General features: G+C 64.9%; 11 protein-coding genes. 2 read left to right on the top strand and 9 right to left on the bottom strand.

What is annotated here, in order from left to right:
• Positions 1–17: 17 nt before the first annotated feature.
• On the top strand, positions 18–1,049 hold the full coding sequence (gene pstS / locus ACEN42_RS36450; protein WP_371882473.1) for a phosphate ABC transporter substrate-binding protein PstS: 1,032 nt from the start codon (positions 18–20) through the stop codon (positions 1,047–1,049).
• Between the two features lie 20 nt (positions 1,050–1,069).
• Here pstS and ACEN42_RS36445 read toward each other — a convergent pair whose 3' ends face one another.
• The 9 genes from ACEN42_RS36445 to ACEN42_RS36405 all read right to left on the bottom strand — a co-directional run bounded on the left by ACEN42_RS36445 (position 1,070) and on the right by ACEN42_RS36405 (position 11,088).
• The gene (locus tag ACEN42_RS36445; RefSeq protein ID WP_238214039.1) at positions 1,070–1,516 is read right to left on the bottom strand and encodes a DUF2501 domain-containing protein; all 447 of its coding nucleotides are present in this window, start codon (positions 1,514–1,516) and stop codon (positions 1,070–1,072) included.
• A 127-nt stretch (positions 1,517–1,643) separates the two neighbouring features.
• Positions 1,644–2,489 carry an NAD(P)-dependent oxidoreductase gene (locus tag ACEN42_RS36440; RefSeq protein WP_371882472.1) on the bottom strand — a complete coding sequence of 282 codons (846 nt, stop codon included), beginning with the start codon at positions 2,487–2,489 and terminating at the stop codon, positions 1,644–1,646.
• 9 nt (positions 2,490–2,498) lie between these two features.
• A complete protein-coding gene (locus ACEN42_RS36435) occupies positions 2,499–3,455 on the bottom strand; it encodes a D-2-hydroxyacid dehydrogenase (RefSeq protein WP_238214041.1) in 957 nt (318 codons plus the stop codon).
• Positions 3,456–3,478: 23 nt separating this feature from the next.
• The gene (gene tkt / locus ACEN42_RS36430; protein ID WP_371882471.1) at positions 3,479–5,458 is read right to left on the bottom strand and encodes a transketolase; all 1,980 of its coding nucleotides are present in this window, start codon (positions 5,456–5,458) and stop codon (positions 3,479–3,481) included.
• Positions 5,459–5,513: 55 nt separating this feature from the next.
• Positions 5,514–7,373 carry a TRAP transporter large permease subunit gene (locus ACEN42_RS36425; RefSeq protein WP_238287835.1) on the bottom strand — a complete coding sequence of 620 codons (1,860 nt, stop codon included), beginning with the start codon at positions 7,371–7,373 and terminating at the stop codon, positions 5,514–5,516.
• Positions 7,374–7,378: 5 nt separating this feature from the next.
• Positions 7,379–8,419, bottom strand: coding sequence for a TRAP transporter substrate-binding protein (locus tag ACEN42_RS36420; protein WP_035509515.1), 1,041 nt, complete (start codon positions 8,417–8,419; stop codon positions 7,379–7,381).
• An 86-nt stretch (positions 8,420–8,505) separates the two neighbouring features.
• The gene (locus tag ACEN42_RS36415; RefSeq protein ID WP_250487582.1) at positions 8,506–9,270 is read right to left on the bottom strand and encodes an SDR family NAD(P)-dependent oxidoreductase; all 765 of its coding nucleotides are present in this window, start codon (positions 9,268–9,270) and stop codon (positions 8,506–8,508) included.
• Positions 9,271–9,322: 52 nt separating this feature from the next.
• On the bottom strand, positions 9,323–10,321 hold the full coding sequence (locus ACEN42_RS36410) for a transketolase family protein (RefSeq protein WP_371882470.1): 999 nt from the start codon (positions 10,319–10,321) through the stop codon (positions 9,323–9,325).
• Positions 10,318–11,088 carry a transketolase gene (locus ACEN42_RS36405; protein ID WP_238287838.1) on the bottom strand — a complete coding sequence of 257 codons (771 nt, stop codon included), beginning with the start codon at positions 11,086–11,088 and terminating at the stop codon, positions 10,318–10,320. The genes ACEN42_RS36410 and ACEN42_RS36405 overlap by 4 nt, the downstream gene beginning before the upstream one ends.
• Before the next feature lie 221 nt (positions 11,089–11,309).
• On the opposite strand from ACEN42_RS36405, the gene gcvA reads away from it, so the two are divergent.
• Positions 11,310–12,203: a transcriptional regulator GcvA gene (gcvA, locus tag ACEN42_RS36400; protein WP_371882469.1), complete on the top strand. Its 894-nt coding sequence runs from the start codon at positions 11,310–11,312 to the stop codon at positions 12,201–12,203.

Raw genomic sequence — 12,203 nt, 5'->3', positions numbered from 1 at the left:
TGTCGAGGGTCTCAACGATGAACAAGAAACTGACCGGTTCAAGGCGACTGCTTCTTGCCGTCGCGTTCTGCCTCGCCACGTGCCATGCGGTGATCGCATTTTCCGCGGAGATTTCCGGCGCGGGCTCCACATTCGTCTACCCGCTGTTGCTGAAATGGGCGGATACCTACCATACGAAAACCGGTCAGCGAGTCGCCTACCAGCCTACCGGATCGGGCAACGGCGTCCGCCAGATCAAGGCAGCGAGAGTGACTTTCGGGGCATCGGACATGCCGCTCGCGCCCGAGGAACTGCGAGCGGCGGGACTGGCGCAGTTCCCGGTCGTGATCGGCGGCGTGGTTCCCGTCGTCAATCTTCCGGGCGTAGGTCCGGGGCAGATTCGTCTGACCGGGCCGCTGCTCGCCGACATCTACCTTGGCAAGATCGTCAACTGGAATGATCCGGCCATCGTCGCGCTCAATCCGAACGTCAGTGTTCCGAATCTGAAGATCGTCGTCGTGCATCGGAACGAGAGTTCGGGCACCACCTTCAACTGGGTCAGCTTCCTTTCGCAGAGCAGCGCTGCATGGAAGAGCGGCGTGGGCGCGGGCACGACGGTCAAATGGCCGACCGGCGTCGGCGCGGCCGGCAACGACGGCGTCGCGATGTACATCAAGAACGTGGAAGGCTCGATCGGATATGTCGAACTGACTTACGCGCTGCAACGGAATCTGGCCTTCACCGCCGTGCAGAACAGGAGCGGAGCCTTCGTGGAGCCATCGCGGGCGAGCTTCAGCGCAGCCGCTGCCGCCGCCGACTGGACTCAGCAGCCGGACTTCTATCAGATCGTGACGGACGCGCCCGGAGAGAACGCATGGCCGATCGCCGGCGTGGTGTTCGTTCTCGTGCCGCGAGAGGCGAAGGACCCGGCCGCGTTGAAAGCCGCGCTCGCGTTCTTCAGATGGGCGCTCAACGAAGGACAGGCCGACGCCGATGCCGAGCACTACGTCTCCTTGCCACCCGTTCTCGTCAGGCAGATCGAGGCTTACTGGAACGAGAACATCAAATAAACGCCGCTCGATCACGACCGTTACAGCAACGACTTTCCCTGAGCGAGAATCTTGTCGCAAACCTGCTTCGTGAGTTGTTCCTTCAGACCGCCGCCGCTCAGATCGACTTGCTTGCCGTTGCCGCTATCGAGGATTCCCTTCGCGCCGCTGGTGTATCCGCTGTCGCTCGAAGCCGAACCGCCGAGCTTGCTCATGAGCCCGTCCTTGACCGACGATGCGCCGCCTCCGAGGTAGTTGTTCTTGATGCAGAACTCGAGCACGCCGGCGACATTGCTCGTGCTGCCGGAACTCAGCGAGTCGAGCGACATGCCGCTGCTCAATCCGCCGAGACTGCCGAGCGCGCCACCCGCGCCGCTGCTCTTGCCCTGATCGAGAAGGTTGCCGAGTTGCGCGTGAGCCATCGGGAGATAAAGCAAGCTTGCGGCCAGGATCGTACGGATCCAGAGGTGACGTTTGCACGAAATCATGGTGCCTCCGTTTTTGTGAGCTTTAACTATAGTTCTTCTGAAGGAAGCGAACAGCGGGCGTGTCACGTCATGGCGGAAGTCCGCGTAACCGCATCGAAAGTATTGGTGTTGTCGATGGCCGCGGCGCTCAGTCCCAGGTGTCGATGACGCGGCTGTCGTCGCGTGCGCCGAGGCCCGCCTCCGCTGCGGCGTGATAGCGGGCATTGGCGACGGAAAGCAGCGGAACGTCGGCGCCGCACGCCCGCGCGGCCGCGACCACGAGATCGCTGTCCTTCACGAAGATGTCGATGGCGCTGGTCACCGTCACGTCGGCGCCTTGCAGCATGCGCGGCCCGCGATCGGACAGCATCCACGAACCGGCCGCGCCTTTTTCGACCAGATCGAGCACGGCGGCCGGATCGAGACCGAGCGAGCGCGCCAGATTCAGCGCCTCCGCCGCGGCGACGATATGCACCGAGCACAAGTGCTGGTTCACGAGCTTGATCGCCTGTCCGTCGCCGAGCTTCGTGCCTGTGATGCGCACGGTGCCCATCGCGTCGAGCACGGGGCGCACGTCGTCGATGTCGCGTTGCGCGCCCGCCGCGAAGATCACGAGTTCGCCACGCTTCGCGCGCGCGGTGCCGCCCGTCACGGGTGCGTCGATCACCCGCGCGCCCGCCGCCGCCAGCCGTTCGCCCTCTCGACGCACGGCGTCCGGGCCGACCGTCGACATGATCACCCACGTCTGACCGGCAAGGTTCGCGCCGACGCCATCGACGAGCGATGCCAGTTGCTGCGGCGTCGCCACCATCGCGACGACGACGCCGGCGGCTGGCGCATCCGCGAAGCCATCGACGGCGGCGAGGCCGCTTTCCTGCGCGAGCCCGCGCGCGCGGCTCGACAGATCGACGCCCGTCACGGCATGGCCCGAGGCGCTGATCCGCTGCGCCATCGGCAAACCGATTGCGCCGAGGCCGATGAAGGTCACGTTCATGGCTGGCCTTTAGCGCACGACATTGACCGGCGCGCCCGCCACGAATGCCGCGATGTTGTCGATCAACTGATCCGCGAGCGTCTGTTGCGCTTCATCCGATGCCCACGCGACGTGCGGCGTCACGATCACGTTCGGCCGTCCCGCGACGCGCATCAGCGGATTGCCGGGCGCGGGCGGCTCGGTCGCGAGCACATCGAAGCCCGCGCCGCTGATCCAGCCTTCATCGAGCGCCTCGACGAGCGCGGCTTCGTCCACGAGCCCGCCGCGCGCCGTGTTGATGATGAGAGGCTTCTTCTTCATCGCGCGAAATTCGGCCGTCGACAGCATGCCGCGCGTGTGCGGCGTGAGCGGGCTGTGAATGGTGATGACATCGCTCGTCGCGAGCATTTCGTCCCACGGCGTGTAGAGCGGGCCGAGTCCCTCGCGTCCCTTGTGCGCGGCGAAGATCGGCCGCATGCCGAACACGCGGGCGATTTCCGCGACGCGCTGCCCGAGCACGCCTTCGCCGATGATGCCGAGCGTCGCGCCGCCCAGATCGCGAATCGGATGATTGAAAAAGCAGAATTGCCCGGCCTTCTGCCATTCGCCTTCGAGCACGTCGTCGCGATAGGCGACCAGATTGCGCCGCAGTGCGAGCATCAGCGCGAACGTATGCTCGGGCACCGTGTTCACCGCATAGCCGCGAATGTTCGAGACGACGATGCCGCGCCGTTCGCACGCGCTTTTGTCGATGCAATCGGTGCCCGTCGCGGCCACCGCGATGAGCCTGAGCTCCGGCAACTGGTCCAGCACCTCCGCCGTGAGCGCGACCTTGTTGGTGATCGCGATGCTCGCGCCCGCGAGACGCGCCACCACTTCATCGGGCGCGGTGCGCTCGAACTCGACGAGCTCGTGTTCGAACGCGGGCCGCTTCAGGCGGATCTGCGGCGCGAGCGTCTCGCGGTCCAGAAAAACGATCTTCTGCATGCTCTTTCCTTGCTGTTCGGGATTCAAAGATGCCGCTGCACTTCTTCGACGATATGCCGCGGCGTGATGCCGAAATGTTCGTAGAGCGCCTCGGCCGGCCCCGAAGCGCCGAAGCCCTTCATGCCGACGAAGCCGCCGCGCTCGCCGATGTAGCGGTCCCAGCCGAAGCGCACCGCCGCTTCCACCACGACACGCACGGTGTCCGCGCCGAGCACGCCCGAGCGATACGCCGCGTCCTCATCGTCGAAGCGTTCGCAACAGGGCATCGACACGACCGCCGTCGCGATGCCCGCCGCCTGCAACTGCTCGCGCGCCGCGAGCGCCAGCGCGACCTCCGAGCCGGTCGCGATGAGCGTCACGCGCCGCACGCCGCCTTCGGCCTCGGCGAGCACGTAGCCGCCGCGCGCCGAGCGGTTGTCGTCCTCGTGCTTCGTACGCACGAGCGGCAGCGCCTGGCGCGCGAACACCATCGTGCTCGGGCCGCTCGTGCGCTCGTAGGCGAGCATCCAGCATTCGGCGGCCTCGACGGCATCGGCGGGACGGAACACGTACATGTTCGGCATCGCGCGCAGGGACGCGAGAATCTCGACGGGCTGATGCGTCGGCCCGTTTTTGGCGACGCCGATCGAGTCGTGGCTGAAGACGAACTTCACCGGCAGGCCCATGAGCGCGGCCATGCGCATCGCGGGGCGTTCGTAATCGGAGAACGCGAGATAGGTGACGGTGAGCGGAATCACGCCGCCGTGCGCGGCCATGCCGTTCGCCATCGCGCCCATCACGTGCTCGCGCACGCCGCAATGGACATAAGCGCCGCCGCGATCTTCGACCGTGAATGCGCGCAGGCTGCGCTTGTGGCTCGTCGGCGCTTCGAGATCGGCGCAACCTACCATGCGTTCGGGCAGCACGTTCGCGAGGAGATCGTTGATCTCGGCGGAAATCATGATGCCGCCCGGCGCTTCATCGCGCGTTCCGGCATCGCGCTTGTAGGTTTCCAGCGTTTGCCGCCATCCTTCGGGCAATTCGCCGGCCTGGATGCGGTCGAACTCGGCGCGCGCAGGCGCGGGCAACGAAGCGACACGCTCGCGCCATGCGCGATATTCGTCTTCGCTGCGACGTCCCGCTTCGCGCCATGCGTGCTGCACGTCGTCGGGAATCTCGAAGGGCGCATGCGGCCAGTTCATCGCGTTGCGCGCGGCGTCGGCGTCCTTGTCGAAGAGACGTCCGCTGTGTCCGCCGCGCTGACCTTGCAGACGCGCGATGCCGCGTGCGATCGTCGTGCGGCATGCGAGCATCGACGGACGCGGATCGGCCTTCGCCTGCGCCAGCGCATCCGACACGGCTTCGAGATCGTGCCCGTCCACTTCGACCACATGCCAGCCCGCGACGCGAAAACGCTCGCTCACGTTCTCGCTGATCGAGAGCGTCGTGCTGCCGTCGTCGGTGATGCGGTTGTCGTCCCAGCACAGAATCAGCTTGCCGAGCCTCAGATGCCCGGCGAGCGAGATCATTTCCTGTCCGACGCCCTCTTGCAGACAGCCATCGCCGACGAACGCATACGTGTAGTGATCGACGATGCCCGCGCCGAACTTCGCGTTGAGATACGCCTCGGCCACCGCCATGCCGAACGCGTTCGCGATGCCCTGCCCGAGCGGGCCGGTCGTCACCTCGATGCCCGAGGCCGTGTCGAATTCCGGATGGCCTTCGCAATGCGAGCCCATCTCGCGGAACGTCCGTATCTGCTCGATGCCGAAGTTCGCATAACCCGTGAGATGCAAGAGCGCATAGAGCAGCATCGAGCCGTGGCCGTTCGAGAGCACGAAACGATCGCGGTCGGGCCATTGCGGATCGGCGGGATTGAATTTCATGTGCCGCGTGAACAGCGCCGTGGCGATTTCCGCCATGCCGAGCGGCACGCCCTGATGACCTTCGCCCGCGCGCACGATGGCGTCGATGGCAAGAAAGCGAATGGCGTTCGACAGCTTTTGCGTGTCGATGGAAGACATGACTTCTCCTGGCCGCTCCATCGAAGGAGCGGCATCACTGAGCGTTGAACGGAATTTATTTCAGGAAGCCCGTGGAGATCCACGGAATCGCGGCGACGAAAATCAGCCCGACGATCAGGGCCGCGATATAGCCGACGATCGGCTTCATGCCTTCATCCGGATGGATGCGGCTCACCGCGCAGGCCGAGTAGTAGCCGACGCCGAACGGCGGCGCGAACAGGCCCACGCCCATCGAGAGGATCACGACCATCGCGTAGTGCACGTCGTTGATGCCCATCTGGCGCGCGATCGGGAACATCAGCGGGCCGAACAGCACGATCGCGGGAATGCCTTCCAGCACGCTGCCGAGCACGATGAACACGAGTATCGACGCCGCCATGAACATCCATGTGCCGCCGGGCAGCGCGCCCATCGTGCGCGCGAGCTGGCCCGAGAAGCCCGATTGCGTGAGCGCCCACGCCATGCTCGTCGCCGCGCCGATGATCAGCAGGATCGCGCCGGAGAGCGCGGCGGTATCGATCAGCATCGGCTTCAAGCGGCCCCATTCGAAGCGGCGATAGATCAACAGACCCGCGATCACCGCATAGCCGATGCCGATGGTCGATACTTCCGTCGCCGTGGCGATGCCTTCGACCACGGCCGCGCGAATCACGAAGGGCAGCGCGAGCGCGGGCAGGGCGATCGCGAGCTTGCGCACGATCTCCTTGCGGGTCGCGCGCTTCACGCCGGAGAGATCGTCGCTGCGATAACGCCACCAGACGACCGTGCACAAGGTCACCGCGAGCACGATGCCGGGCAGCATGCCGCCCGTGAAGAGCGCCGAGATCGACACGCCCGTCACCGAGCCGAGCGTGATGAGCACGAGACTCGGCGGGATGGTTTCGGTCTGCGCGCCGGTGGCCGCGAGCAGCGCGACGAGATCGCCCGGCTTCGCGCCGCGCGCCTTCATCTCGGGAAACAGCACGGGCGCGACCGCCGCCATGTCGGCCGCTTTCGAGCCGGAGATGCCCGACACCAGATACATCGCGCCGACGAGCACGTACGACAGGCCGCCGCGCACGTGGCCGAGCATGCTGGCGAGGAACGCGATCATCGCGTTGGCCATGCCTGTCATCTCGATCAACTGGCCGAGGAACACGAAGAGCGGCACGGAAAGCAGGATCAGATGCGACATGCCTTCGTCCATGCGCCCGACGACCACGACGAGCGGCGTGCTCGTGGTGAGCGCGAGATACCCGAAGGTCGCGAGACCGAACGAGAACGCGATGGGCACGCCCGAGAGCACGCACAGCGCGACGAGGCCGACGAAGAAGATCAGCAGGTTGAGATTGCCGAGGCCTTTGAGCAGCGGACTCGCCGCATAGAACGCGACGGCGACCGCGGCCACGAGCGCGAGCGCGCCGATGGTGAGCTTCCAGTTCCCCACGCGCACGAGCCGCAGGCACGCGACGAGCAGCATCAGGCCCGCGCCGATCGGCAACGCGGCGGCGCGCCACGAGTTGGCGATATCGAGCGCGGGCGTCGTGATGAACGATTCGTCCTGCGCGAAGTCCACCGCCGGTCCGATCACCATCAGCAGGAACGCGAGCGGCGCGGCGATCGCGATGACATCGAGAAACGCGCGCACGCCCGGCGAGGCCATGCCGACCAGCGCCGTCATGCGCATGTGCTCGCCGCGCCGCAGCGCCACGACCGCGCCCAGCATCGCGAGCCACAGGAACAGCATCGACGCGAGTTCGTCGGACCAGACGAGCGGCGTGTGCAGCGCATAGCGGCTCGTCACGCCGGCGAACAGCACCACGATCTCGGCCAGGACCAGCAGCGCGGCGGGAATCTCCACGCAGTGGCCGAGCCAGGTGTCGAGAAACGCGGCGACGCGGTGTGGCGCCGGATGCGGAAGCGGGATCGTGTGCATGGCTTTCATACCAGTTTTCCGGTGTACTTTTCGAGCGTGCCCCAGCCTTGATCGCCGTACTTGGCTTTCCAGTCGCTATAGAAGCTGGTCTTCTTGAGCGCGCCGCGGAAGGCCTCGCGGTCCACATCCACGATGTTGATGCCTTTGCCCTTCAACTGATCGCGCAACGAGCCGTTGAGCTGGGCGATGTCCGCGCGTTGCAGCATGCCGGCGGCGTCGAATTCGCGCGTGACGATGGCGCGCATGTCGGCGGGCAGCGCCTGCCACGCGCGACGATTGCCGAGAATCCAGTACGCGTCCCACACGTGCGAGGTCAGGCTGATGGACTTCTGCACTTCGTAGAGCTTGGCCGTCGCGATGATCGGCAGCGGATTCTCCTGGCCTTCCACCACGCCGGTTTGCAGCGCCGAGTAGAGCTCGTTGAAGTTGATGGGCGCCGGGCCCGCATCGAGCGACTTGAAGAGCGAGGTGAGCATCGGCGCTTGCGGCACGCGAATCTTGAAGCCCTTCAGATCGGCGGGCGTCTTCACGACGCGCGTGGACGAGCTGATTTGGCGAAAGCCGTTGTCCCACGGTTTCGACACCGCGAGAATGCCGGACTTCTCGACCTGCGAGCGGACATAGCCGCCGAGATCGCCGTCCATCGCTTTCCAGACGTGGTCGTAATCGGGGAACGCGAAACCCGTGTTGACGATGCCCGCGGCGGGCGTGAGCGTCGCGAGAATCGACGAGGCGAGATTGAAGAACTCGACGCCGCCGCTGCGCACCTGCGAGAGCAGGTCCGTGTCGGAGCCGAGCTGGTTCGCCGGGAACAGCTTGATGTCGAGCTTGCCGCCGGTGGCTTCGCGAATCTTGTCGCAGGCCTGCTGCGCGCGGATGTTCACCGGATGCGTCGGGTCCTGGCCCGTCGCGAGCTTGTACGAGAAGTCGGCCGCCGACGCCTTGCGCGTCGTGAGGCTCCAGAGCGGCGCGGCTGCGGCGATGGTGGCGCCCGTCTTCAGGAACGTGCGCCTGTCGATGCCGCTTTTGATCGAGCGGGTGGTCATGATGTGCTCCTCCAAACCTGGTTATGGCGATCGGTTTTGTCTGCGTGGAGCACGCGCTCTCGACGGCGCGTGTCTCCGATACTGCGTCAGCCGTGGATCAGCATGCCTCCGTTCACATCGATCACGGCGCCGGTGATATAGGACGAAATCGGCGACGCGAGGAACAGGAATGCGCCCGCCACGTCGTCCGGTCCGCCGAGACGGTTGAGCGGAATGCCGGCGAGAATCTCGACGCGCTTTTCGTCGCTGATCTTGCCCGCGTTGATGTCGGTCTGGATCAGGCCGGGCGTCACGCAGTTCACGCGGATGCCGTCGTTGCCGAGCTCGCGCGCCATCGCCTTGGCGAGACCGAGCACGCCCGCTTTGGCCGCGGAATAATGCGGGCCGCCGAGAATGCCGCCGCCGCGCTGCGCCGATACCGATGACATGCAGCCGATCGAGCCGCTGCCCTGACGCTTCATCTGCGGCACGACCGCCTGCGAGAGATACAGCACGCCGCGCAGATTCACGTCGAGGACGCGGTCCCAGCTTTGCGCGTCGATGTCGAGCAGCTTCACGGCCTGCGTGATGCCCGCGTTATTGATGAGCACGTCGATGACGCCGAAATCCGCGATGACTTGTTGCACGGCTTTATCGCAGGCGGCGCGGTCGGTGACGTTGCACGCATAGCCGCGATGCTCCGGTCCGATTTCGCTGGCGGCTTCGCGCGCGGCGGCTTCGTCGAGATCGAGAATGGCGACTTTCGCGCCGTGCTTCGCGAACATGCGGGCGGTCGCCATGCCGATTCCTCGCGGCGATGCCGCTCCGGAAATGACGGCGACCTTGCCTTCGAGAAGACGCGACTCTGACATGATGGTGTGCTCCTGATCGATGATGAAGTTGTTCGGGACGAGTGATGACGGCTCAGCCGAGCCAGCCTTTGATGGTGTTGCACATCGCTTCGGTGGAAATGCCGTAGCGATCGTGTAGCGTGGGCAATGCGCCGGCGTCGAGGAAGGCGTCGGGCAAGGCGATCTGGCGGAACGCCGGCGTCACGCCCGCGCCGAGCAAGGTGCGCGCGACCGCTTCGCCGAGACCGCCGATCACGCTATGGTTCTCCGCGACGACGACCATGCGGCCGGTGCGCTTCGCCTCGCGCAGAATGGTGGCGGTGTCGAGCGGCTTGATGGTCGGCACGTGCAGCACGGCGACGTCGACGTTGTCCTGTTCGAGCGCTTTCGCGGCTTCGAGGGAGCGCATGGTCATGATCCCGGAGGACACCAGCAACACGTCGGCGCCGTCGCGCAGCAGCTTGGCTTTGCCGAGCTCGAAGCGATAGCCGTATTCGTCGAGCACGGCGGGCACGTTGCCGCGCAGAAGGCGCGCATACACCGGGCCTTTGTGTGCGGCGATGGCGGGCACCATCTGCTCGATATCGAGCGCATCGCACGGATCGATCACGGTCATGTTCGGCATCGCGCGCATCAATGCGAGGTCTTCGGCGGCCTGATGGCTCGGGCCGTAACCGGTCGTCAAACCCGGCAGCGCGGCGACGATCTTCACGTCGAGATTGTCTTCAGCGATCGTCTGATGGATGAAGTCATAAGCGCGTCGCGTCGCGAACACGGCATAGGTCGTGACGAACGGTTGCGCGCCTTCATGCGCCATGCCCGCCGCCGCGCCCATCAACAGTTGTTCGGCCATGCCCATCTGGTAATAGCGTTCGGGAAACTCCTTTCCGAAGATATGCAGGTCGGTGTACTTGCCGAGGTCGGCCGTCATGCCGACGACATTCGCGTTGTTGCGCGCGAGTTCCGCGAGCGCGTGGCCGAACGGCGCGGAACGCGTGACCTGTCCTTCGCCCGCGATGGACGCGATCATCGCCGATGTCTTCAGGCGCGGCTTCTTCGCTACGGTGCTCATGCGTTTCTCCCGGCTTCCAGTGCTTCGAGCGCGAGTTGCCACTCGTGCGGATCGACGCGGATGAAGTGATTCTTCTCGCGCTCTTCGAGGAACGGCACGCCGGAGCCCATCTTCGTATCGCACACGATGATGCGCGGCTTCGCATCCTTCAAATTGCGTGCGTTGTCGAAGGCTTGCTTCACGGCGTCGATATCGTTGCCGTCGATGCGTTGCACGTACCAGCCGAACGCTTCGAGCTTCTCGACGAGCGGCTCGAACGCCATGATCTGCGTCGAGGGGCCATCGGCTTGCTGATTGTTCACATCGACCATCGCGATGAGGTTGTCGAGCTTCCAGTGCGCGGCGGACATGAGGCCTTCCCAGACGGAACCTTCGTCGAGTTCGCCATCGGAGAAGAGCGTGTAGACGAAGGACTTCGAGCCCTTGCGCTTCAGACCCAGACAACGGCCTACTGCAATCGTGAGTCCTTGCCCGAGCGATCCGCCCGACATCTCCATGCCCGGCGTATAGCTCGCCATGCCGGACATCGGCAGGCGGCTGTCGTCGCTGCCGTAGGTTTCGAGTTCTTCCTGCGGCAGGATGCCCGCTTCGAAAAGCGCGGCGTACAGCGCGATCGCATAGTGGCCGTTCGAGAGCAGGAAGCGGTCGCGCTCTTCCCAGTCGGGGTCTTCGGGGCGGTAGTTCATCGCGCCGAAGTAGGCGACGGCCAGCACATCGGCGATATCGAGTGCCTGGCCGATATAGCCCTGGCCCTGCACTTCACCCATGAGTAGCGCGTTGCGGCGGATGCGATGAGCATGTTCCGCGAGCTGCGTGATGCTCGTGTTCACGGCGATGTCTCCTGTTTGCTTTTGTCGGGTGCGCCTGCGATCCGGGTATTCCCTTGTTTGGTGCGTCAGGCCCGTATATGAAGCGTATTCGCTTGATGACGCGCGCTCAAACGAATTAAAGTGGCTGATCGTTGAACTGAATTCATGCGATCACTGCAATGCAACATCGAGTCACGCTCAAGTCCATACAGGCTTTCGAGGCCGCCGCGAGGCTTTCGTCGTTCTCGCTTGCTGCGGACGAGCTTTTCGTGACCCCTTCGGCGGTCAGTCATCAGATCAAATTGCTGGAGGAGCAACTGAGCGTGCGGCTCTTTCATCGCATGCACCGGACGGTGATCCTGACCGACAGCGGGCGGCGCTATGCGGAGGAGGTCGGCGCGGCGTTCGCGCGCATCGACAAGGCGACGCGCGATATCGGGCGCGTGGCCAAGAGCGACATCCTCACGCTGCATTCGACGCCGAGCTTCGCGACGCAATGGCTGATGCCGCGGCTCGCGCGCTTTTCGGCGCTGCATCCGGATATCGACTTGCGGCTGAATGCATCCAACGATCCGGTGGACCTGACGCGCGAGGCGGTGGATATCGATTTGCGTTATGGCGCGCGCCGCTTGCAGCCGGCGGGAACGATGGTGCTCGATCTGCCTACCGAAACGATCGTGCCGCTGTGCTCACCGACGATGCTCGAAGGCGAGCATCCGATACGCACTGTCGCGGACCTGCGCCATCACACGCTCATTCACAGCGAGGGATGTCTGGTCGGCTGGCGCGACTTCATGCGGCTGCATCGCAAGACGCCGATCGATATCTCACGCGGGCCGCGTTTCGATCGCTCGTTCATGGCGATCAGCGCGGCGACGGATGGCGGGGGCGTGTGTCTGGAGAGCTTACTTCTGGTGCAGCGCGAGCTGGAGACGGGGCGGCTCGTCGCGCCGTTCGGCTTCGACGGACTCAAGGTCAATGGCTATACGCTCAATCTGCTCAAGTCGTGCGCGGACTTGCCGAAGGTGCGCAGTTTTCAGGACTGGTTGTTCGAGGAGCTGGAACGGTCTTGA

The sequence above is a fragment of the Caballeronia sp. S22 genome, assembly GCF_964261745.1.
Lineage (GTDB): Bacteria > Pseudomonadota > Gammaproteobacteria > Burkholderiales > Burkholderiaceae > Caballeronia > Caballeronia jiangsuensis.
The sequence above is the reverse complement of the archived record's forward strand: the minus strand, read 5'-3'. Positions and strand labels throughout refer to the sequence as shown.

Coding starts and splice junctions, on each gene's coding strand:
- pstS (WP_371882473.1), top strand. CDS start 18: ATGAACAAGAAACTGACCGGTTCAAGGCGACTGCTTCTTGCCGTCGCG.
- ACEN42_RS36445 (WP_238214039.1), bottom strand. CDS start 1,516: ATGATTTCGTGCAAACGTCACCTCTGGATCCGTACGATCCTGGCCGCA.
- ACEN42_RS36440 (WP_371882472.1), bottom strand. CDS start 2,489: ATGAACGTGACCTTCATCGGCCTCGGCGCAATCGGTTTGCCGATGGCG.
- ACEN42_RS36435 (WP_238214041.1), bottom strand. CDS start 3,455: ATGCAGAAGATCGTTTTTCTGGACCGCGAGACGCTCGCGCCGCAGATC.
- tkt (WP_371882471.1), bottom strand. CDS start 5,458: ATGTCTTCCATCGACACGCAAAAGCTGTCGAACGCCATTCGCTTTCTT.
- ACEN42_RS36425 (WP_238287835.1), bottom strand. CDS start 7,373: ATGCACACGATCCCGCTTCCGCATCCGGCGCCACACCGCGTCGCCGCG.
- ACEN42_RS36420 (WP_035509515.1), bottom strand. CDS start 8,419: ATGACCACCCGCTCGATCAAAAGCGGCATCGACAGGCGCACGTTCCTG.
- ACEN42_RS36415 (WP_250487582.1), bottom strand. CDS start 9,270: ATGTCAGAGTCGCGTCTTCTCGAAGGCAAGGTCGCCGTCATTTCCGGA.
- ACEN42_RS36410 (WP_371882470.1), bottom strand. CDS start 10,321: ATGAGCACCGTAGCGAAGAAGCCGCGCCTGAAGACATCGGCGATGATC.
- ACEN42_RS36405 (WP_238287838.1), bottom strand. CDS start 11,088: ATGGGTGAAGTGCAGGGCCAGGGCTATATCGGCCAGGCACTCGATATC.
- gcvA (WP_371882469.1), top strand. CDS start 11,310: ATGCAACATCGAGTCACGCTCAAGTCCATACAGGCTTTCGAGGCCGCC.